Below are 20802 nucleotides of genomic sequence, written 5' to 3'. Positions count from 1 at the left end.
GCCACCGTGCCCGAAGTCCTCAAAGCGCCCCTCGTCGTCGAGTTCCCCTTCACCCGCTCCCTCGGCCCCGTCCAGAGCGCCTTCCTCACCGGCCTGCGCGAACGCATCGTGCTCGGGGTGCGGACCGGCGACGGCCGCACGCTCGTCCCGCCCGTCGAGTACGACCCCGTCACCGCCGAGGAGATCCGCGATCTGGTCGAGGTCGCCCCGACGGGCACGGTCACCACCTGGGCCTGGAACCACGCCCCCCGCCGCGACCAGCCCCTGGACACCCCCTTCGCCTGGGTCCTGGTCCGCCTCGACGGCGCCGACACCGCTCTCCTGCACGCCCTGGACGCCCCCGGCCCCGACGCCGTGCACACCGGCATGCGCGTCCGGGTCCGCTGGGCCGAGGACCGCACCGGCGCCATCACCGACATCGCCTGCTTCGAGCCGTACGACGGCGACCCTGCCGAACCCAAGGGCCACAGCGGCGAGTTCGACGACCCGATCACCGGCATCGTCGCCGCCGCCCGTCTCGACTACACCTACTCACCCGGCCGCGCCCAGACCGCCTACATCAACGCCCTGGCCGAAAACCGCAACGTCGGGGAGCGCTGCCCGTCCTGCCGCAAGGTGTACGTCCCGCCGAGGGGTGCGTGCCCCACATGTGGGGTCGCCACATCGGAACAGGTCGAGGTAGGTCCAGGCGGCACAGTCACCACGTTCTGCATCGTCAACATCAAGGCGAAGAACCTGGACATCGAAGTGCCGTACGTCTACGCCCACATCGCCCTCGACGGCGCCGACCTCGCCCTGCACGGCCGTATCGGCGGCATCCCGTACGACCAGGTGCGCATGGGTCTGCGCGTCGAACCGGTGTGGACCGAAGGCGCCCGCTACCCCGACCACTACCGGCCCACCGGCGAGCCCGACGCGGACTACGACACCTACCGGGAGCTGCTGTGAACCGTGAGATCGCCGTCGTGGCCTTCGCACAGACCGACCACCGGCGCACCAGCGAGGAGCTCTCCGAGGTGGAGATGCTCATGCCCGTCCTGCACGAGGTGCTCGCGCAGACCGGCCTCAAGACCGCCGACATCGGCTTCACCTGCTCCGGCTCCAGCGACTACCTCGCCGGCCGCGCCTTCTCCTTCACCCTCGCCCTCGACGGCGTCGGCGCCTGGCCGCCGATCTCCGAGTCGCACGTCGAGATGGACGGTGCCTGGGCGCTGTACGAGGCCTGGACCAAGCTGCTCACGGGGGACGCCGACACCGCGCTCGTCTACTCCTACGGCAAGTCCTCACCCGGCCCCCTGCGCGACGTCCTGACCCGCCAGCTCGACCCCTACTACGTCGCCCCCCTCTGGCCCGACTCCGTAGCCCTGGCCGCCCTCCAGGCGCAGGCCCTCATCGACGCCGGTGACACGGACGAACCCGCGCTCGCCACCGTCGCCGCCCGCAGCCGCGCGGACGCCACCGCCAACTCCCATGCGCAGCTGCGGGGTTCGGTGCCGCAGGGGGAGTACGTCGTACGACCGCTGCGTACCGGCGACTGCCCGCCGATCGGCGACGGGGCCGCCGCCGTGGTCCTCGCGGCGGGGGAGCGGGCCCGGGAACTGTGCGCCAGGCCCGCCTGGATCCGCGGCATCGACCACCGCATCGAAGCGCACAGCCTCGGGGTGCGTGATCTGACCGACTCGCCTTCCGCCCGGCTGGCCGCCGAAAGGGCGGGTGCGTTCGAACGGCCCGTCGACACCGCCGAGTTGCACGCGCCTTTCACCGCGCAGGAGGTCGTGCTGCGCAAGGCGCTGAGGCTCGACGACAGCGTGCGCGTCAACCCCTCGGGCGGGGCCCTCGCCGCCAACCCCGTCATGGCCGCCGGGCTCATCCGCATCGGAGAGGCCGCCGCCCGTATCCACCGGGGCGAGTCCGACCGGGCGCTCGCGCACGCCACCTCCGGCCCGTGTCTGCAACAGAACCTGGTCGCCGTACTCGAAGGGGATCCGCGATGAGCAAGGAGCCCGTGGCCGTCGTAGGGATCGGCCAGACCAAGCACGTGGCGGCGCGCCGGGACGTGTCGATCGCCGGGCTCGTCCGTGAGGCCGCCCGACGTGCCCTCGACGACGCCGAGTTGACCTGGCCGGACATCGACGCCGTCGTCATCGGCAAGGCGCCCGACTTCTTCGAGGGCGTCATGATGCCGGAGCTGTATCTCGCCGACGCGCTCGGCGCGGTGGGCAAGCCCATGCTCCGGGTGCACACGGCCGGCTCGGTCGGCGGCTCCACGGCCCTCGTCGCCGCCAACCTGGTCGCCGCCCGCGTGCACGGCACCGTCCTGACGCTGGCCTTCGAGAAGCAGTCCGAGTCGAACGCCATGTGGGGACTGTCCCTGCCGATCCCCTTCCAGCAGCCCCTGCTGGCCGGGGCGGGCGGCTTCTTCGCGCCGCACGTGCGCGCGTACATGCGGCGCAGCGGTGCACCCGACACGGTCGGCTCGCTGGTGGCGTACAAGGACCGGCGCAACGCGCTGAAGAACCCCTACGCCCATCTCCACGAGCACGACATCACCCTGGAGAAGGTCCAGGCCTCGCCCATGCTGTGGGACCCGATCCGCTACTCGGAGACCTGCCCCTCCTCCGACGGCGCCTGCGCGATGATCCTCACCGACCGTGCCGGGGCCGCCCGCGCGCCCCGACCGCCCGCCTGGATGCTCGGCGGCGCGATGCGCAGCGAGCCCACCCTGTTCGCGGGCAAGGACTTCGTCTCACCGCAGGCAGGCAAGGACTGCGCGGCCGACGTGTACCGGCAGGCGGGGATCGCCGATCCGCGCCGGGACATCGACGCCGTCGAGATGTACGTGCCGTTCTCCTGGTACGAGCCCATGTGGCTGGAGAACCTGGGCTTCGCCGCCGAGGGCGAGGGCTGGAAGCTCACGGAAGCCGGGGTGACCGAGCTGGACGGCGATCTGCCCGTCAACATGTCGGGCGGCGTCCTGTCCACCAACCCCATCGGGGCCTCCGGCATGATCCGCTTCGCGGAGGCCGCCCTTCAGGCGCGCGGACAGGCCGGGGACCACCAGGTGGAGCGGGCCAGGAAGGTGCTCGGGCACGCCTACGGCGGCGGGTCCCAGTTCTTCTCGATGTGGCTCGTGGGCTCCACGGCCCCGGACGCCTGAGAGGGCTCCCCGGACGGCGGTTCAGACGCCTCCACAAAGGTCCCCCTCACGTGGCCTGTTGGCACTCGGACCCGATCGCTAGGCTGGCCGCGGACGACGAATCGGGAGGAGCACGGACGTGGCCGAGAGCACCATCCAGCAGCACCCGCTCGCGGGCTGGGACAAGCCGGAGCTGGACCTCAGCAACGCCGATTGGCACTCGAGCAGCCGTGGCCTGGGGGATGTCCAGATCGCCTTTGTCGAGGGGTTCATCGCGATGCGCAACAGCGGCAGCCCGGAGAGCCCGTCCCTGATCTTCACCCCCGCCGAGTGGGGTGCCTTCGTGTCGGGTGCGAGGGAGGGCGAGTTCGACCTGACATGACGCGTGGAAACAGGTGAGCCGACGGACGGCCGTCCCTCGCGCCGGCCGTCTGCGCGCCGATCCGGCTGTGTTCCGCTCGGGTTCCGCCACCGACGCCGCCTGTTGGCCCCGCCCGCACCGCCGGAGGGGTGAAGGGCCCGAGGGGCCCGTCATGCCGTGCCGAACCAGGACTCGGCCAGGGACTCCAACGTGCCGTCGGCCGGTGCGCCCAACTCCCGTAGATACCAAGGCAGATTGCTGTACACGTGCAGCAAGGTGTACGCGAGCAGCTCGGCCGGGTCGAAGACCGCGCCGTACGACTTGGTGAGGCGGGCCAGCAGGTGCGGGTCGCCGCGGGTGACGAACAGGCCCACGCCGACGAAATCGTAGGCGCGGTCGCCGATCATGGCCGGCTCGAAGTCGAAGAGCCCGGTCAGGCGAGGGCCGTCCGGATCGACGAGGAAGTGCTGCCGCATGACCTCGGTGTGCAGCAACGCCGGGCGCGGGGTGCGCGGGAGGGGGACCGAGGCGAGGAACTCGGGGATCTGCTCCAGCCAGGCGGCCGACAGTTCGTGCCCGCTCTGCTGTGCCACCGCCCCGGCGATCTGCCGGTCCACGAACGCGCCCCAGTCGCCGGGCCCGAGGACGTCCGTGAGCGGCGCGGGATCCACAGTGTGCAGCACGGCGAGGGCCTCGCCGATCTCGGCGACGAGCCGCTCACGGTCGGCGCGCGGAACGCGGTCCCAGGCACCGGCCAGGCTTTCGCCGCGCAGCCGGGACATCAGCACGTACTGCCAGCCGTTCTCGTACGGTCCGGCGTCGTGCACGCGCGGCGTCGGTACGGGCAGGAGCCCCTGAAGGTGGGACAGGACCCGGCCCTCGGCGATGCCGTCCTGGGCGGCCGCTCCGGGGAACAGCTTGAGGACGTGCTCGTCGCCCACGGCGTAGACCGGCTGCGACCCGTCCGGGAAGCGGGTCAGCGGGGCTCTGCCCAGGCCGAGGCGGGCGCACAGGTCCTCCACTCCGGGCCGCATGATCGTTTCGTCAGGGACTACGGCGTCCCATTCCTCGTCCGTTTCCACCGGTGGAAGCATGATCGGGACCGTAAGGTGGCCCCTTCGGCGGGACAACGGATTTTCGCGGCGCCAGGCGGCGGAGTGGGCCACGCGAGAGCCCGAGCTCATGCGCGAGGGGCACTGCTCGAACCCCTGCCCGCACGTCACGGAGCAGGTCGGGCCACGTACCATGGCGACATGTCGTTCCTCCGCCGCCGCAGCGCCACGCCCGCCGGGCCCGACTTCGACGTACTGGCCATGGACCCGGGCGACTGGCCCGGCAATCTGGGCGCCGGGCTGCTGCCCGCCCCCGACGGCAGCTGCCAGGGCGTCTTCCTGCGATACGACCTCTTCGGAGGCCGAGGCCCCGCGATGATCATCGGCAACCTCCCGGAGGGCTCGCCGGCCCGCGAGGTCGTCGAGGGAGAGATCCCGTTCGAGGTCGCGCAGCTGCTGCTGGCCCTGGAGAACGACGAGGAGGTCACCGTCGTCGGCAGCGAGGACGTGCCGGTGATGCAGGGCGACAACCTCCTGATCGTGCGGCGCCTGAAGCTCTCCGAGAGTCGGATCTCCTGCGTGCAGTTCGACCGCAGCGACAACGTCCTGGTCACCATCGCCGCCTGGGACCGCCCCATCACGGACGACCTGTACGCCCTCCTGAAGCCGCTGCCCGCGGAGCTCTTCCAGCAGGGCTGAATCGTCCCGGCGGTGGCACGCGCCACGGTCTGCGCTGTTCCGCGCCCTCCTCGTTTTGTCATGACCCTTGCCGCAGAGTCATCGGATCTCTAGCGTCAGGGGTCATGTCGTATGAGCCGCATGGGATCACCCGAAGAACGACCTTAAAAGCAGCAGCCGGAGGCGCCGGAGGGCTCGCTCTGGGCGCCGGGACCGTAGAGGCTGCCGCCGTTGATTCCTCCGACGTATCGAGGGGGGTGTCCGTGCTCTGGTACGCCGCCCCGGCCGCCGACTGGGAGCGCGAAGCCCTGCCCATCGGCAATGGCGCGCTCGGCGCCATGGTCTTCGGCACCCTCGCCTCCGAACGGCTGCAGTTCAACGAGAAGACTCTCTGGACCGGTGGCCCCGGCTCCGTCCAGGGCTACGACCACGGCAACTGGCGCGAGCCCCGCCCCGGCGCGATCTCCGCCGTACAGGACGACCTCGACACGCGGACCACCCTCGATCCCGAGTCCGTGGCCGACCGCCTCGGCCAGCCGCGGATCGGCTACGGCGCCCATCAGACCTTCGGCGACCTCCACCTCGACCTGCCGGGCGCGCCGACGACGACCCCGGAGGACTACCGCCGCGAACTCGACCTCGACAACGCCGTCGCCTCGGTCACCTACACCCACCAAGGCGTCCGCCACCAAAGGGACTTCTTCGCCTCCCACCCCGACGGCGTGATCGTGGGCCGGCTCGGCGCCGACCGCCCCGGCAGCGTCACCTTCACCCTGCGCCACACCTCGCCCCGCGCCGACTTCACCACCGACGCGGCCGACGGAACCCTGACCGTGCGGGGCGCACTCGCCGACAACGGACTGCGCTTCGAGACACAGGTCCGGGTGCACAGCCAGGGCGGCACCCTCACATCCACCGCCGACGGGACCCTCACCGTCACCGGGGCCGACAGCGCCTGGTTCGTCCTGGCCGCGGGCACCGACTACGCCGACACCTACCCCGACTACCGAGGTCCGGACCCGCACGCCGCCGTCACCCGTGCCGTGGAAAGGGCCGGCGACCGCTACGAGGCACTGCTCGCCCGGCACATCCGCGACCACCGAGCCCTGTTCGGCCGAGTCGGACTCGACATCGGCCAGTCACTCCCCGCGGACGTGCCCACGGACCGACTGCTGTCGTCATACACCGGCGGGACGAGCCCGGCGGACCGCGCCCTGGAAGCCCTCTACTTCCAGTACGGCCGCTACCTGCTCATCGCCTCCTCGCGCCCCGGCTCCCTGCCGGCCAACCTCCAGGGCGTCTGGAACAACAGCACCTCGCCCCCGTGGTCGGCGGACTACCACACCAACATCAACATCCAGATGAACTACTGGCCCGCCGAGGCCGCGAACCTCGCCGAGACGACACAGCCGTACGACCGTTTCGTCGAGGCCCTACGCGCCCCCGGACGCCGTACGGCACAGGAGATGTTCGGCTCGCGCGGCTGGGTCGTGCACAACGAGACCAACCCGTACGGCTTCACCGGAGTGCACGACTGGGCGACCGCCTTCTGGTTCCCCGAGGCGGCGGCCTGGCTCACCCAACAGCTCTACGAGCACTACCGGTTCGGCGGCTCCGCGCACTACCTGCGCACCACCGCGTACCCCGTGATGAAGGAAGCCGCCGAGTTCTGGCTCGACAACCTGCGCATCGACCCGCGCGACGGAACCCTGGTCGTCACCCCCAGCTACTCGCCCGAGCACGGCGACTTCACCGCCGGCGCGGCCATGTCCCAGCAGATCGTCCACGACCTGTTCACCAGCACCCTCGAAGCGGCCCGGATCCTGGGCGACGCGCCCGACTTCCGCCGCCGCGTCGAGGAGACGCTGAGCCGACTCGACTCCGGACTGCGGATCGGCTCCTGGGGCCAACTCCAGGAGTGGAAGGAGGACTTGGACGACGCCACCGACGACCACCGGCACGTCTCGCACCTGTTCGCCCTCCATCCGGGACGGCAGATCGAACCCGGCAGCGAGTGGGCCCGGGCCGCCAAGGTCTCCCTCACCGCACGCGGAGACGGCGGCACCGGCTGGTCCAAGGCCTGGAAGATCAACTTCTGGGCGCGGCTGCGCGACGGCGACCACGCCCACAAGATGCTCGGAGAACAGCTCAAGTCCTCCACCCTGCCCAACCTCTGGGACACCCACCCGCCGTTCCAGATCGACGGCAACTTCGGCGCAACCTCCGGGATCGTCGAGATGCTCCTCCAGAGCCAGTACGACATCATCGAGGTGCTGCCCGCCCTCCCCGCCACCTGGCCGACCGGCTCGGTACGCGGCCTGCGCGCCCGCGGCGGCGCCACCCTCGACATCGAGTGGGCGGGCGGCCGGGCGACCCGCATCGCCCTGAAGGCGTCCACGACCCGTCGACTCACCGTGCGCAGTGACCTTTTCAAGGACGGGGACCTGACCTTCAGGGCGGTTGCCGGGCGGCGGTACACCTGGCAGAGGGAGGACTGACGCCCGACAGGACCGGCGGTGGTGTCGTCAGCCGGCCGACGACACCACCCGCACATCCGCCGCCCGCACGAACGCGACCCGGTGCCCGTACTGGATCTCGTAGTACAGGTCCTTGCCGACGACGACCCGGTGCGAGGAGGTGTCGAAGGCCACCGCGTAGTAGTACTCGCCCGGCACCTTGTCACCCACCACATACCGCTGGCCCGCCGGCAGGGTGTACGACAGCGGCGACACGGCCTGGGCGGGGACGCCCGACGGATAGGCGGAGGCCTCGGGGTAGGCACGCCCGTACACCGGGATGCTCGTGGCCCCGGCCTTGGGCGTCACCACGAGACCGGTCGCGTTCACCGCGGTCGGGCTCTTCGCGGGGTTCTTGAACCACGCCTTCTGGCCGAGGTACCAGATCGCCGTCCAGTCGCCGCTCCGGCCGGCCACCGCGTACTGCTGGCCGGTCGACACCCGCGAGGACAGGTCGTTCACCCCGGTGGTCGGGGTCGAGCCCAGACCGATGTCCTTGATCAGGGGATACGACGTGCCGGGCCCCGAGTACAGCCGCACCGCACTCGAACCGTGGGCCGCGCAGGTCCGGCCGGCGGACACGCAGCCCGTGAACTCGGGCCGGTTGGTGGCGTAGTCGGGCCGGATCGTCACCATGCCGCCGTTCGCGCCCGCGGTGGGCACGAAGGGCTTGCCGAGCAGCTCGAAGTAGTGCCGCCAGTCCCAGTACGGGCCCGGGTCGGTGTGCATGCCGCCCACCGTCGACGTGGTCGGCCCCGGCACGTTGTCATGGCCGATGATGTGCTGCCGGTCCAGCGGGATTCCGTACTTGGCGGCGAGATACGTCACCAGGCGTGCCGAGGACCGGTACATCGCCTCCGTGTACCAGGAGTCCGGCTGCGCCAGGAAGCCCTCGTGCTCCAGGCCGATCGACTTGGCGTTGACATACCAGTTGCCCGCGTGCCAGGCCACGTCCTTCGCCTTCACGTGCTGGGCGATGTGGCCGTCGGTGGAGCGCAGGGAGTACTGCCAGGACACATAGGTCGGGTCCTGGACCATCTGCAGGACACCCTCCCAGGCGCCCTCCGTGTCGTGGATGACGATGTAGTCGATGCCCTGGGAGGTGGGACGGTTGCCGAGGTCGTGGTTGCCGTAGTCACCCTCACCGAACTCCTCGTACGGCGCCGGGATCCACTCGCAGGACACCGTCGCCGGGCACTCCGTCCCTGGCACGTTCGTCGTTCGCAACCCCGCCCGCCTCAGTTGCGCGGTGTCGGGGGAGAGGCCCGGCAGGGCGGCGACGGCGACCCGTTGGCCCGCGTCCGTCCGGCGCTCCTGGCCGGTCCGCAGGACGTCGAACACGTCGTTCGCGTACGCCGTGGCCGTCGCCCTGTCGTCGGCGCCGGAGAACCGGGCCACCGCGCCGTACCATGCCGCCGGGTCCGAGCTCAGCGGCTCGCCCAGGTCCTTCTGCGCGGCGGCGAGCAGCGCGGCGCCGCCTGCCACGTTGGCCGCCGCGTCCGTACGCAGCGCCTGCGGGCTCAGCCCGGTCAGCTCCGCGGCCCTCGGCAGCGTCCTGAGGCGGGCCGGGATCTCCGAGGTGCTCGGCAGCTTCGCGTCGGGGAGCAGCGGCGGGCGGGCGCTGTCGCCGCGCGCGTCCTCGGAGCCCTCGCTGTGGTGCGGGGTGGTCTCGGCGAGCGCGGTGCGCGCGTCGGTGAGGTGCATCGGGCCGTAGCCGCCGGTCACGCTGGGCGCCCCGGCGTGCGCGTCCCAGCGGGACTGCAGATAGGAGACGCCGAGCAGGACGCTCTGCGGCACGTGGTACTCGGCGGCTGCGGAGGCGAAGGCCGACTGCAGGCGGTCCGCCGAGTGCGGGGCATCCGGCGGGGCCGCGCCCAGCAGCGGGAACAACAGCGCCACCGCGGCCGACGCGACGGCGGCGGCGCGGGTACGTCTGCGCCCGGCTGCTCGGATGGGGGCAGTGACGGATCCGCGCATTGCAGCCTCCTGGGACGGTCGGGCGCGATGAGCCGTGCGGGGCCGGGCGTGCGTCTGTGGTACCGGCTGTCCGACGATCCGTCAATCATGCCGCCAGGCAGGCGAAATCCCCTGGAGATCGGAGGTCCCGGGAGTTTCGCGGCGGCGGCCGCCAGGCCTGCGGGGCGTCAGTGGCGTACACCAATGGGCCGTGAGAGAGGAGTGTCCAAGAGGCCGTGCGCGAGCGGACATACGAAAGCCCGCGGTGCGCCATTGTCCTTCGCGCACCGCGGACCACCGTCCCCGTCAGCGAGTGCCGACCGCCGCACGTACGGCCCGTCGGGCCAACTGGCAGTCGTCGTGCAGCCGCCTCAGCAGCAGCCGCTGTTCCTCGCCGGACGGCGCAGCACCCGGGTGGGCCACTCCCGGTGCCGCCGGGGTCGTGTCGTGCATCGAACGCTGCACGGCCGTCTCGTACGTACGGATCTCCCGGGTCAGTACGAGCATCAGGTTCACCAGGAACGCGTCCCGTGAAGCCGGACCCGCCGACTGGGCGATCTGGCTGATCTGCCGCCGGGCCACCGGTGCGTCCCCGAGCACCGACCACAGCGTCGCCAGGTCGTAGCCCGGCAGATACCAGCCCGCGTGCTCCCAGTCCACCAGCACTGGACCGGCCGGTGAGAGCAGGATGTTCGAGAGCAGTGCGTCGCCGTGACAGAACTGGCCCATGCCCTGCCGGCCCGCGGTCGCCGCGATGCCGTGCAGCAGCTTCTGTAGATCGCCCATGTCCCGGTCGGTGAGCAGGCCCAGCTCGTGGTACCGGGAGATGCGCGTCGCGTAGTCCAGCGGCGCGTCGAACGTGCCCGCCGGTGGCCGCCACGCGTTGAGCCGGCAGATCGCTCCGAGCGCTGCCCTGATGTCCGCACGCGGCGGCACCTCCAACGGGTGCCGCTGCAGTGCCGCCACCCGGCCCGGCATCCGCTCGATGACGAGTGTGCAGTTGTCCGGATCCGCTGCGATCAGTCTCGGCACGCGCACCGGTGGGCGGTGCCGGACGAACGAGCGGTATGCCGCTATCTCGTGCCTGATCCGCTCGGCCCAGGCTGGGGAGTGGTCGAGTAAACACTTGGCGACGGCCGTGCTGCGCCCGGTCGTGCCGACCAGGAGCACGGCCCGCCCGCTGCGGCGCAGTACCTGGACCGGAGCGAACTCCGGGCAGATCCGGTGCACCGACGCGATCGCGGTACGCAGTTGGGTGCCCTGAGGGCCGGACAAGTCGAGTCTCCCGCTGAGCGGTTGGGTGCCGAGCCCCGCGGCGCGCCGCGGCCGGCCCGTGCCGAGCACGGGGGCTGCTGTCGGCCGCGCGGGGTCGAGGTAGGGGCCGCTGCCCGCCGGGCGGGCACGCAGCGACCGGGGCGGGGCGGACACGGAGGATGATGCTGCGTACATGGGAGAGACAGATCCCTTCGTGTGCCTGCGACGACAAAGCGCTGCCCGATCCGGTCGCCCGGGTGCACCCTGGGGAATGTCCCTCGGCGAACCGGGTCGGGGTGGCGCGTTCCTACCTGACACCCGATGCCCAGTGGCACACCATCTGGCGCACCCTGGCGAACCCTGGCGAATAGTCGCCCGGCAACTTGCACGGGGCTACTGTCAACTCAGCCGAGAACCTGGGGGCTTGACGTGAGCGGAGAACCCAACACCCGCCTGGCGGACCTGTTCGGCCTGGCCGGCTGGTCCAAGGGCGAGCTCGCGAGGCTGGTCAACCGGCAGGCGGCGGCCATGGGCCACCCCCAGCTGGCGACCGACACCTCGCGGGTGCGGCGGTGGATCGACATGGGAGAGATCCCGCGCGATCCGGTGCCGCGGGTGCTGGCAGCCCTGTTCACCGAGCGTCTCGGCCGTGTCGTGACCATCGAGGACCTCGGTCTGGTCCGGCACGGGCGTGCGGGGAAACGGCAGGACGGCGGGAGTGTGGAGCATCCCGACGGTGTGCCGTGGGCGCCCGAACGGACTGCTGCGGTCCTCACCGAATTCACGGGAATGGACCTCATGCTCAACCGACGCGGCTTGGTGGGCGCGGGTGCCGCGCTCGCCGCGGGATCCGCACTCAGCAGCGCCATGTACGACTGGCTGCACACCGACCCGGCCCTCAGGGCCGACACCCCCCAGTACGACGACCCCCTGCAAGCCGATCCCGCCGGGTTCGACCGCTACGAGGCCGCCCCCATCGGATCGCAGGAGATCGAGGAGCTGGAGCGCTCGGTCGAGGTGTTCCGGGCCTGGGACGCGGCTCGCGGCGGCGGGCTCCAGCGCAAGGCAGTCGTAGGCCAACTCAACGAGGTGGGCGGCATGCTCGCCTACCGTCACCCCGAACATCTGCAGCGGCGCCTGTGGGGCGTCGCCGCCAATCTCGCCGTCCTCGCGGGCTGGATGTCGCACGACGTCGGCCTGGAGCCCACGGCACAGAAGTACTTCGTCATCGCCGCCCATGCGGCCCGAGAGGGTGGCGACCGGCCCCGCGCCGGGGAGGCGCTCTCCCGAGCGGCTCGCCAGATGGTGCACCTCGGCCGGCCCGACGACGCACTCGACCTGCTGAAACTCGCCCAGTCCGGCTCCGGCGACGAGGTGCTGCCGCGCACCAGGGCCATGTTCCACACCATCGAGGCCTGGGCACAGGCCTCGATGGGCAAGGGCCAGGCCATGCGCCGCACCCTCGGACAGGCGGAGGACCTCTTCGTCTCCGACCGGGGCGACGTACCGCCGCCGAGCTGGATGCAGACCTTCAAGGACGAGGATCTGTACGGCATGCAGGCCCTGGCCTACCGCACGCTGGCCGAGTTCGAGCCGGGTGCGGCCGCGCACGCCCAGCACTACGCGGAGAAGGCCCTGTCCCTGCGCATCGACGGCCGGGAACGGTCGAAGATCTTCGATCATCTGTCCATGGCGTCCGCCTGCTTCATCGCGGACGACCCCGAACAGGCGGACCGGTACGCACGGCTGGCCCTCATGGCGATGGGCTCGAACTCGTCCGGACGCACCTGGGACCGGCTGCGCCAGATGTACCGGCTCACCGCCGAGTACTCCAGCTACCCGAGGATCCACGAACTACGGGAGGAGATCCGGTTGGCGCTGCCCAAGGCGAGGAGGCCGGAGGGCGGCAACAGCGCACGGGCATAGGGGGACTGTGCAGCTGATCGATTCCGGCAAGCTCCAGGACGTCACCGACGTCACCGACGTCACCGAAGTCCACCTCGGTTCACCGGACTTCTAGGACGTCACCCTGGCCATGAGCACACAGGCGTCGTCCTCGCGCTCACTCTCTCCGAACGCCTCCACGACCAGCCGTACGCAGTCCTGCGCACCGCGTGCCCCGTCCAGACGGGGGGCCAGGTCGAGGAGTCGGTTCAGGGAGTCCCCGCTGTGCCTGGGCGCCAGCCCGTCCGTGTGCAGCAGGAGCAGGTCGCCCACCTCCAGGGTCTCTTCCGCCTGTGCGTAGACGGCACCCGAGGTGGCGCCGAGCAGGACGCCGTCCGGTGGGTTCAGCCTGCGCCCCGTCCCGTCGCGGAACAGCAGCGGGGCGGGGTGTCCGGCCTGCGCCCAGGTCAGGGTGCGGGTCTCGGGCCGGTAGCGGCAGCAGACGGCGCTGCCGAGGGCCGGCTGGACGGTGGCGTCGAGCAACTGGTTGAGCCAGGACATCAGTTGTCCCGGCTGGGTGCCCGCCATCGCCATGCCGCGGACGGCGCCCAGCAGGGTCGCCATGCCCGATGTCACGGCGACGCCGTGCCCGGTGAGGTCACCGACGCTCAACAGCGTGTCGCCGTCGGCCAGTTCGAGGGCGTCGTACCAGTCGCCGCCGATCAGCGCACTCGTCGACGACGGCAGATAGCGAGCCGCGAGGTCCAGGGTCCGGGGCCCTCCGTGCGGGAGCCGCAGGGAGCCGCGCCACGGCGGCAGCACGGCCTCCTGCAGCTCGACCGCGAGCCGGTGCTCGGTCTGCGCGTGATGCCGTTGGCGCTGGAGCGAGTCACGGGTCTCGCTCACCTCGCGCCGGCACCTGCGCAGTTCGCTGACGTCCCGCAGTACGGCCCACATCGAGGCGGCGCTGCCGTCAGAATCGAGCACGGGCTCGCCCATCATGTGCACGGTCCGGACCTCGCCGTCCGGCCGCACGATGTGGAACTCCCCGTCGATGGGCTTGGCGTCGACCAGGCAGTGGGTGACCATCGCCGTCAGCTTCGGCCGGTCCTCGTCGAGCACCAGGGCCGGCAGCTCGTCGAGGGTGAGCGGCGGAGCGGCGGGGTCACGCCCGAGGATCTGGTAGAGCTCACCGGACCAACTGGCCTCGTCCGTGAGCAGGTTCCACTCCGCGCTGCCGACCCGGCTGAGCAGCGAGCCGCGCGGTGCGACGGGCGGCTCGGGCTGGGCCGCGGGAGCCGGTGCGGCGGGGTGCGGGCCGTCCCGCAGCTGGGCCAGGTGCTCGTCGAGGTCGTTGAGCTGGTGCAGGGCGAGGTCGTAGAGCGCCCGCTGCCACCGCTCCTGCGGGTCCGAATCGTCGCTGCGCGCGTCCCGCCGTACGGCGTCGACGTCACCGCGGAGCCGTCGCGTCTGCGATATCAGCGCGTCGACCGAGCCGCGCCCGGGCGGCTGGGCGGCTGGGCGGTCCGCAGAGAGATGGGACGGCATGACGCACTCCGATGCGGGGACGGTACGACCAAGGCTGACGGAAGGACCGTTACGACTGTTGCACAGCCCGCGACGCCCTGTAAGGGATTTGGCAACACCCGATACGGTGGTGCGTCTGGCATATGCCAGAGTCTTCACGGAGGGCTCGCGCCGTGCGTATGCGGTACGTCGTCGGAGGGGCAAGTCGTAGACGGCGTACGCGATTTGACGGTCCCGGGAGACGATCGTACGGCGCTCATTCGCGTGTTCGACGGTCGTGTGTTCCAGGGGTGGCGCGGGGATCCACGGCGGCCCGAGGGTTGCACTCCATGGGAGTGATGCAGATCACATAATTGGTGCCGGGTTCGGAGTAATGCGAAGGGCACCTGCGGGGTCGTAAAAGCACAGCGGCAAAAACCGTCCGACCTCCGACCGCAGGGGAGACCGCCCATGGACATCGCCCTCGAGCAGCCCGCCTCCGCCCGTCTGATCACCGGCGAGGAGCGCGAACTCCCCGTGCCCGCCAAGCTGCGGTACGCCTCCACGGATCCGCTGGCGGTGCACCTCGACTTCCCGGGCGAGGTGTCCCTCGACGGGCAGGGGGCCACCTGGATCTTCGCCCGCGGTCTGCTGGAGGCGGGGCTGCGCGAGCCGGCCGGGGACGGGGACGTGCACATCTGGCCGTGCGGGCCGGAGCGCACGGTCGTGGAACTGCACTCGCCCTACGGCATGGCGCTGCTCCAGTTCGACACCTCCGCCCTGCAGCGCTTCCTGCTGCGTACGTATGCGGCGGTGCCGGCCGGGGAGGAGGACCTCGGGGCGGTCGTGGAGCGCGGCCTGAGCGCGCTCTTCGACGGTGTGTGAGGAGGGCTCCCGGACGAGGCGGTCACCCGCATGAGGAGATGAACCGTCGAGGAGGCGACGGTATCGCCGCTGTGCCTCCTCGACGCTCCGGCGTCAGTACCGCAACACCCCCGCGATCCCGTGGGCGTCGCCCAGCGTGCCGTCCGGTACGAAGCGGACGTCGGCGCCGGTCTCCAGGCACTGCTCGACGATCTCGTCCACGATGTCCTCGCGGGCGTCGAGATCGCCGCTCACCGCCGGGATCAGATGGTCGCCGGCCTCGCCGCGCACCGTCACCCGATAGTTCTCCTCCACGGCCAGCAGCCGTACCCGGCCCTCGCGGGCGCTGCGCCAGACTTCGTCGACTCCGGCCGCGAACGACTTGCGGCCCATGGCCGATTCGAGTTCGCGTGCCACGGCGTCGGTGTTCCGGCGGACTTCGGCGGTGATCGCCGGCCGGATCGCCTGCCACACCGCCTCGTGCGTGCCGTGCGCGAGCCCGCCGTGCGGGACATGCACCGCCTCCTTGGTGACACCGCCGATCTCGTCCAGCAGGGACAGTGCGGCCTGCTCGCCGGTGACGTACAGCGGGCGCGGGTTGTCCCGCAGGACCGTGCTCATCGCGGAGTCCGCGTCCTTGAGGAAGTGGCGGGTGCCCTCGTCGCGGAACGTGCTCGGGTTGTCGCCGATCTGTTCCCGGCGCTCGGCGTCGAAGTTCTCGACGGGCCTGGTCAGCGGGAATCCGCCGATGCGGGCCTCGGTGACGCGGTCCAGGCCGCCGGCCCACAGCGTGACGCGGTCGGGGGAGACCGACAGCACCCAGAACGGCCGCTCGGCGGCCTCCGCGGAGACGAGGTTGCGGGTCAGGAAGGTGTCCGAGAGCACCACGCGCTCGGGCACCGTGCGGGCGAGCGACCACACCTGGTGCTCACCCGGGGCGGCGAAGATCACCAAACCGTCCTCGGCGTGCGTCAGATCGACCTCGGCGAGTGCCTGGTCGAGCTGCCGCTCGACATCCGCCCGTCGCTCGCGGGTGACCGAGGGATCGGCCTCCAGTTGCTTCTTGGCCTCGGCGACGACGTTGCGCAGCCGGACCTGGTCCTGCGCCCGGTAGGGCTCTCGGCGATGTGTGGGCGTCAGCACGGACACTGCCGGGTAGGGGCGCGGGCGCCGCAGCTCGATAAGGGTCGTGGGACTGAGTGCGTGCTCCATAACAGCACGATAGGACCGATTCGCCGTTCGGGCATTAGGGGCAATCCGCCGCACGGACAAGGCCCTGTTCCCGGGGGTCGTCCTCAGAATTCCCGGTCGTCCTCGGGCCCGCAGGAGCTGCCGTCGGCGGGCAGCGTGCCGTACAGCAGGAAGGTGTCGACCTTGCGGTGCACGCACTTGGAGGAGGCGTATCCGGTGTGCCCGCTGCCCTTGTTGTCCAGGACCACGGCCGAGGGGCCGAGCCGCTTCGCCGTCTCCACGGTCCAGCGGTACGGCGTCGCCGGGTCGCCGCGCGTGCCCACGAGGAGCATCTTCGGCGTGTCCACGTCCTTCACGTCGTCGCGGATGAAGTCCGTGCCCTTGGGGCGGCCGTAGCACAGCAGCACCCCGGCGAGCCGGTAGGGGCCGAAGACGGGCGACGCCTGCTCGTACTGGGCGCGCAGCCGGTCGAGGCCCCCGACGATCTGCTCGTCGGTGGGGCGGTCCGGGTCGTCCGCGCAGTTGATCGCCCTCAGGGCCGCCGACAGGTTGTCGAGGGGGACGTCCTCGGCGTCGACGAGGCCGCCGTCCGGGTCGCCCGTCTCCTCGCGGCGCCAGGGTGCGGCCCCGCCGGACGCGAAGGTCTCGATGGCGTGTGTGTCGCCGTCCTCGATCAGCGCGGCGAGGGCCCGCTCGAGGAGGGGCCACAACTCCTCGCTGTAGAGCGCCTGTCCGAGGGCGCCGACCAGGTCCTGTCCGGTGAACGGGTCGCCGAACACCGACGGCACCGGATTCTCGTCCAGCGAGTCGACGAGGCGTACGACCTGCTTCCTGGCCTCGCGCGGGTCCTGCCCGAACGGACAGGCGATGTCGTGCACGCACCAGTCGATGAACTCCTCCAGCGCCTGCTGCTGGCCCTTGGCGCTCGCCACCGCCTGTTCGGACAGCGGTTCGGTCAGGGTGTCCACGCCGTCGAGCACCAACCGGCCGACCTTGTCGGGGAACTGGGCGGCGTACACCGCACCGAGCCGCGTTCCGTAGGAGAAGCCCAGAAAGTTGAGCTTCTTGTCGCCGAGGGCCTGGCGCATCACGTCCATGTCCCGCGAGGCGTTGACCGTGCCGATGTGGGGGAGTACGGGCCCGGAGTGCCGGGCGCACACGGCGGACTCCTGCTCGAACTGCTTCAGCATGTGCTGGGGATCCCGGCTGATCTCCGTGCCGTCGTCCTCGACCTCGATGTTCTCCTCGCCGTCCCCGCAGCTGACCGGCGAGGACCTCCCGACTCCGCGCGGATCGAACGTCACGATGTCGTAGCCGTCCGTCAGCTCCATGAACTCCTTGGCGCCGGACATGAACTGAGGGACACCGGCGACGCCGGGTCCGCCGAAGTTGATCAGCACCGAGCCCTGCTTGTCGCCCGTCGCCCGGTAACGGGCGAGCGCCAGATCGAGAGTCCCCGCCTTGGGGCTGGCGTAGTCGAGGGGGACGGTGACCTTGCCGCACTGCATGTCCTTCGGCAGTCCCTCGCCCGCGCACTTCGCCCACGTGACCTTCTGCCGGTAGAAGCGGGTGAGGTCGGGCTCGGGGTCGTCGGTGGCCGTGGGCAGACCCGTACCGAGCAGGAACACCCCGACCGCGCCGGTGACCGCGCAGCGTCGCAGCATGGGCCGCGTTGACAGCTTGGCCAGCATCAATGCCTCCAGGGACGCCCGTCGCGGACCGGGTAACGGCGTCCTCGCCCACGATATGCGGGCCCCGGAACGCACGCCTCCGGACGTGCCGGACCGCCCGGACGGGCGTATCCTGCGCCCCTTCGTGCCTATCGGGTGTTTTTGCCACTAGTTCGACAACCGTGACGCTCGATGGGGTGAAAGGCAGATAAGCCATAACTCGAATGGTTCGCCCGCGTTTTATCCGATGCGGGCGAGTGCCCGCGACCATGTCTGGAAGGCAGGGAACCTATGAGACGGGTTACCCGAAACGGTGTGATCGTCGTTGCCGCCGCATCGGGCGCGATGGCCATGGCAATGCCGGCGTACGCCGACTCCGCGGCGGACGGTGCCGCGGCCGAATCGCCCGGGCTGCTCGCCGGCAACACCGTCCAGCTCCCGGTGCATGTCCCGGTGAACGTGTGCGGGAACACCGTGAACGTGGTGGGACTGCTCAACCCCGCCGCGGGCAACAGCTGCGCCAACAAGGACGGTGGCGGCAAGAAGGCCTCCGTGTCGAACAGCGGGGCTTCGGCCGAAGGAAGCGGAAAGGATTCGCCGGGCATCGTGTCCGGCAACGTCGTGGAGCTGCCGGTTCACGTCCCGGTGAACGTCAGCGGGAACAGCGTGAACGTGGTCGGCGTCGGCAACCCGGCGACCGGCAACGAGTCGGTGAACGGCCCCGGCCTGAACCCTCCCCCCGCCACGAGGCCGGCGCCCAAGCCGTCCGAGCCGAGGACGCACCCGCCGAGGGCGGTGCCGCCCGCGCACGTTCCCCAAGGGTCCGAGGGCTCCCTCGCCCACACGGGAGCGGACCAGACCCTCGCCGCCGCGGTGGGCGGCACGGTTCTCGTGCTGGGCGGGGCCATCCTGTACCGGCGCTTCCGCCCACAGGCGGTGCGCTGACCCCGCCCTTAGCGAGTACGGAACGAAGGTCCCACCGGGCGGGCGACCGGTGGGACCTTCTTCGTGCGGACAGCCGTCCGGTCGTACCCCCGTGCGCGGCAACGGCTTGATCATGCCGTGACGCCCCCGTGGATCATTCGAAAGGATGCTGCGTGCGCGGTCGATCACCGTGCGCACGCGAACCCCCACGGAATGGAGCGCACCCATGGCCTCTCCGGCCCCCGAAGACCTCGTCGTGACCCGGGCCGATCTCGACGACTGGCCGGTCGTCCGCGGCTGGGCCGTCGACGAGGGGTGGAACCCGGGAGTCGCGGACAGCGCGGCCTTCTTCGCGCAGGACCCGGAGGGCTTCTTCATCGGCAGGATCGACGGCGAGCCCGTCTCGGCGATCTCCGTCGTGAACTACGGCGCCGACTACGCCTTCCTGGGCTGGTATCTGGTCCGCCCCGACGTACGCGGCCGTGGCTACGGGCTCACCACATGGAAGACGGCGTTGGCGCACGCGGAGAACCGCACGGTGGGCCTGGACGGCGTCGTCGCCGAGCAGGACAACTACCGCCGCTCAGGCTTCGAACCCGCCCACCGCACCTTCCGGTTCACCGGAACGGCGCCCGCCGTCGAGGCTCCGGCGGACGTCCGCGCCATACGGCCCGCGGACCTGGCGGAGATCACCGCGTACGACGGCACCTGCACACCGGCCGACCGCCCCCTGTTCGTCGAGCACTGGCTCACCGGGCCCGGACATCACGCCGTCGTCCGCCGCGACGGCGACCGGGTCACCGGCTACGGCGTGATCCGCCCCGGCCAGGACTGCCCGCGCATCGGCCCGCTCTTCGCCGACACCGCCGAGGACGCGCGGGCCCTGTTCGCCGCCCTGACCGCTGAGGTGGCCGGACGCGAGGTCGCCATCGACGTGCCCGAGACCAACGCGGCGGCGGTCGCCCTCGCCGAGGAGGCCGGATTCACGCCCTCCTTCGAAACGGCCCGCATGTACACGGGCCCGGTCCGGTCGTACGCCCGGGAGAAGGTCTTCGGCGTCACCACGCTGGAACTCGGCTAGCGCTTGTCCGGCGGATCAGACGGGCTCCGAGAGGCGGTCCTTCGGCGGACCCGAGCGTGGGTGGCCGGGAGCGGCGACCGACGACAACGGCGCCGGTGGAGTGCGTGCCGGGCTCCCGCGACGCCGACGTGATCCGCCGGACAGGCCGTCGCGGACCCGTGGGACCTTCCCGGGACGTCGGCGTCCGGGGCGTGCGGCGGTCGGAAGCGCCGGTCAGGCCGTTTGTCGGTGGAACCGGAGGTGTAGCGCGCGAATGTCCTCGATCAGCTCGGGCACCGGACCGTCCACGGTCACCTCGGGCGCGACCTCCCGCACGGGCAGCGCCCGTACCGGCGCGGCGGGCACCCCCAACTCGGCGAGCCAGTTGGCCAGTTGCTCCGACGACGCGACGTACACGATGCGTCCCAGGCCGACCCACGCGTGCGCGGCCGCGCACATCGGGCAGTGCTCGCCGGAGGTGTAGACGGTCGCGGCCGTCCGCTCCTCGGGCGTCATATGCGCGGCGGACCAGCGTGCCAGCTCGAACTCGGGGTGGCGGGTGCGATCGCCCGAGGCCACCCGGTTGTGGTCCTCGGCGAGCACTGCACCGTCCGCCCCCACCAGCACCGAACCGAACGGCTCGTCCCCGGCTTCGAGCGCCTCGGTCGCAAGCTCCACGCAGCGGCGCAGGTACGGCAGTTCGGTGTCCTTCACGACCATGGCGTACGGCCCTCCTCGTGGCGCGACTCC

General features: G+C 71.2%; 17 protein-coding genes. 10 read left to right on the top strand and 7 right to left on the bottom strand.

The genetic code is table 11. The features are described from left to right. Nucleotides 1-6 precede the first annotated feature (6 nt). The 4 genes from BLU79_RS14545 (at nt 7) to BLU79_RS14530 (ending at nt 3518) form a co-directional block, all read left to right on the top strand. Nucleotides 7-948 (top strand): Zn-ribbon domain-containing OB-fold protein, encoded by a 942-nt coding sequence (locus BLU79_RS14545; RefSeq protein WP_093906171.1) that lies wholly within the window; start codon nt 7-9, stop codon nt 946-948. Beyond that, nucleotides 945-1994 (top strand): thiolase domain-containing protein, encoded by a 1050-nt coding sequence (locus tag BLU79_RS14540; RefSeq protein WP_093906170.1) that lies wholly within the window; start codon nt 945-947, stop codon nt 1992-1994. The genes BLU79_RS14545 and BLU79_RS14540 overlap by 4 nt, the downstream gene beginning before the upstream one ends. Continuing rightward, nucleotides 1991-3157, top strand: a complete 1167-nt coding sequence (locus tag BLU79_RS14535) for a thiolase domain-containing protein (protein ID WP_093906169.1) — start codon at nt 1991-1993, stop codon at nt 3155-3157. The genes BLU79_RS14540 and BLU79_RS14535 overlap by 4 nt, the downstream gene beginning before the upstream one ends. A gap of 118 nt (nt 3158-3275) precedes the next feature. Continuing rightward, a complete protein-coding gene (locus BLU79_RS14530; protein ID WP_093906168.1) occupies nt 3276-3518 on the top strand; it encodes a DUF397 domain-containing protein in 243 nt (80 codons plus the stop codon). Nucleotides 3519-3667: 149 nt separating this feature from the next. Here BLU79_RS14530 and BLU79_RS14525 read toward each other — a convergent pair whose 3' ends face one another. After that, nucleotides 3668-4591, bottom strand: coding sequence for a phosphotransferase family protein (locus tag BLU79_RS14525; RefSeq protein ID WP_177001021.1), 924 nt, complete (start codon nt 4589-4591; stop codon nt 3668-3670). Nucleotides 4592-4750: 159 nt separating this feature from the next. Here BLU79_RS14525 and BLU79_RS14520 point away from each other — a divergent pair, with 159 nt between their 5' ends. Both BLU79_RS14520 and BLU79_RS14515 read left to right on the top strand, forming a co-directional pair. Further along, nucleotides 4751-5248, top strand: coding sequence for a hypothetical protein (locus BLU79_RS14520; RefSeq protein ID WP_093906166.1), 498 nt, complete (start codon nt 4751-4753; stop codon nt 5246-5248). Nucleotides 5249-5490: 242 nt separating this feature from the next. Beyond that, nucleotides 5491-7725 carry a glycoside hydrolase family 95 protein gene (locus BLU79_RS14515; RefSeq protein ID WP_093906464.1) on the top strand — a complete coding sequence of 745 codons (2235 nt, stop codon included), beginning with the start codon at nt 5491-5493 and terminating at the stop codon, nt 7723-7725. Nucleotides 7726-7752: 27 nt separating this feature from the next. Here the strand turns inward: BLU79_RS14515 and BLU79_RS14510 are convergent, their stop codons facing one another. Together BLU79_RS14510 and BLU79_RS14505 are read right to left on the bottom strand one after the other, a co-directional pair. Then, entirely contained in the window at nt 7753-9720 is a 1968-nt protein-coding gene (locus BLU79_RS14510) for an N-acetylmuramoyl-L-alanine amidase (RefSeq protein WP_093906165.1), read from the bottom strand. 285 nt (nt 9721-10005) lie between these two features. Beyond that, a complete protein-coding gene (locus BLU79_RS14505) occupies nt 10006-11148 on the bottom strand; it encodes an aminoglycoside phosphotransferase family protein (RefSeq protein WP_093906164.1) in 1143 nt (380 codons plus the stop codon). 234 nt (nt 11149-11382) lie between these two features. On the opposite strand from BLU79_RS14505, the gene BLU79_RS14500 reads away from it, so the two are divergent. After that, the gene (locus BLU79_RS14500) at nt 11383-12879 is read left to right on the top strand and encodes a DNA-binding protein NsdB (RefSeq protein WP_093906163.1); all 1497 of its coding nucleotides are present in this window, start codon (nt 11383-11385) and stop codon (nt 12877-12879) included. 90 nt (nt 12880-12969) lie between these two features. On the opposite strand, the gene BLU79_RS14495 is transcribed toward BLU79_RS14500, so the two are convergent. Then, a complete protein-coding gene (locus tag BLU79_RS14495; RefSeq protein ID WP_093906162.1) occupies nt 12970-14385 on the bottom strand; it encodes a PP2C family protein-serine/threonine phosphatase in 1416 nt (471 codons plus the stop codon). Nucleotides 14386-14814: 429 nt separating this feature from the next. On the opposite strand from BLU79_RS14495, the gene BLU79_RS14490 reads away from it, so the two are divergent. Then, nucleotides 14815-15228, top strand: a complete 414-nt coding sequence (locus BLU79_RS14490) for an SsgA family sporulation/cell division regulator (RefSeq protein WP_093906161.1) — start codon at nt 14815-14817, stop codon at nt 15226-15228. Nucleotides 15229-15321: 93 nt separating this feature from the next. On the opposite strand, the gene BLU79_RS14485 is transcribed toward BLU79_RS14490, so the two are convergent. After that, nucleotides 15322-16419 carry a baeRF3 domain-containing protein gene (locus tag BLU79_RS14485; protein WP_093906160.1) on the bottom strand — a complete coding sequence of 366 codons (1098 nt, stop codon included), beginning with the start codon at nt 16417-16419 and terminating at the stop codon, nt 15322-15324. A gap of 83 nt (nt 16420-16502) precedes the next feature. Beyond that, on the bottom strand, nt 16503-18089 hold the full coding sequence (locus BLU79_RS14480) for an alpha/beta hydrolase (protein WP_093906159.1): 1587 nt from the start codon (nt 18087-18089) through the stop codon (nt 16503-16505). A gap of 270 nt (nt 18090-18359) precedes the next feature. Between BLU79_RS14480 and BLU79_RS49770 the strand changes: the two genes are divergently transcribed. Together BLU79_RS49770 and BLU79_RS14470 are read left to right on the top strand one after the other, a co-directional pair. Beyond that, the gene (locus BLU79_RS49770) at nt 18360-19013 is read left to right on the top strand and encodes a chaplin (protein ID WP_093906158.1); all 654 of its coding nucleotides are present in this window, start codon (nt 18360-18362) and stop codon (nt 19011-19013) included. 205 nt (nt 19014-19218) lie between these two features. Then, complete coding sequence (locus BLU79_RS14470; protein WP_093906157.1) at nt 19219-20073, top strand: GNAT family N-acetyltransferase; 855 nt, start codon at nt 19219-19221, stop codon at nt 20071-20073. 213 nt (nt 20074-20286) lie between these two features. Here BLU79_RS14470 and BLU79_RS14465 read toward each other — a convergent pair whose 3' ends face one another. Continuing rightward, nucleotides 20287-20772, bottom strand: a complete 486-nt coding sequence (locus tag BLU79_RS14465; protein WP_093906156.1) for a nucleoside deaminase — start codon at nt 20770-20772, stop codon at nt 20287-20289. Nucleotides 20773-20802 lie beyond the last annotated feature (30 nt).

The organism is Streptomyces sp. cf386 (genome assembly GCF_900103585.1).
Classification (GTDB): domain Bacteria; phylum Actinomycetota; class Actinomycetes; order Streptomycetales; family Streptomycetaceae; genus Streptomyces.
Note: the sequence above shows the minus strand (reverse complement) of the source record. Positions and strands in the feature narration are given on the sequence as shown.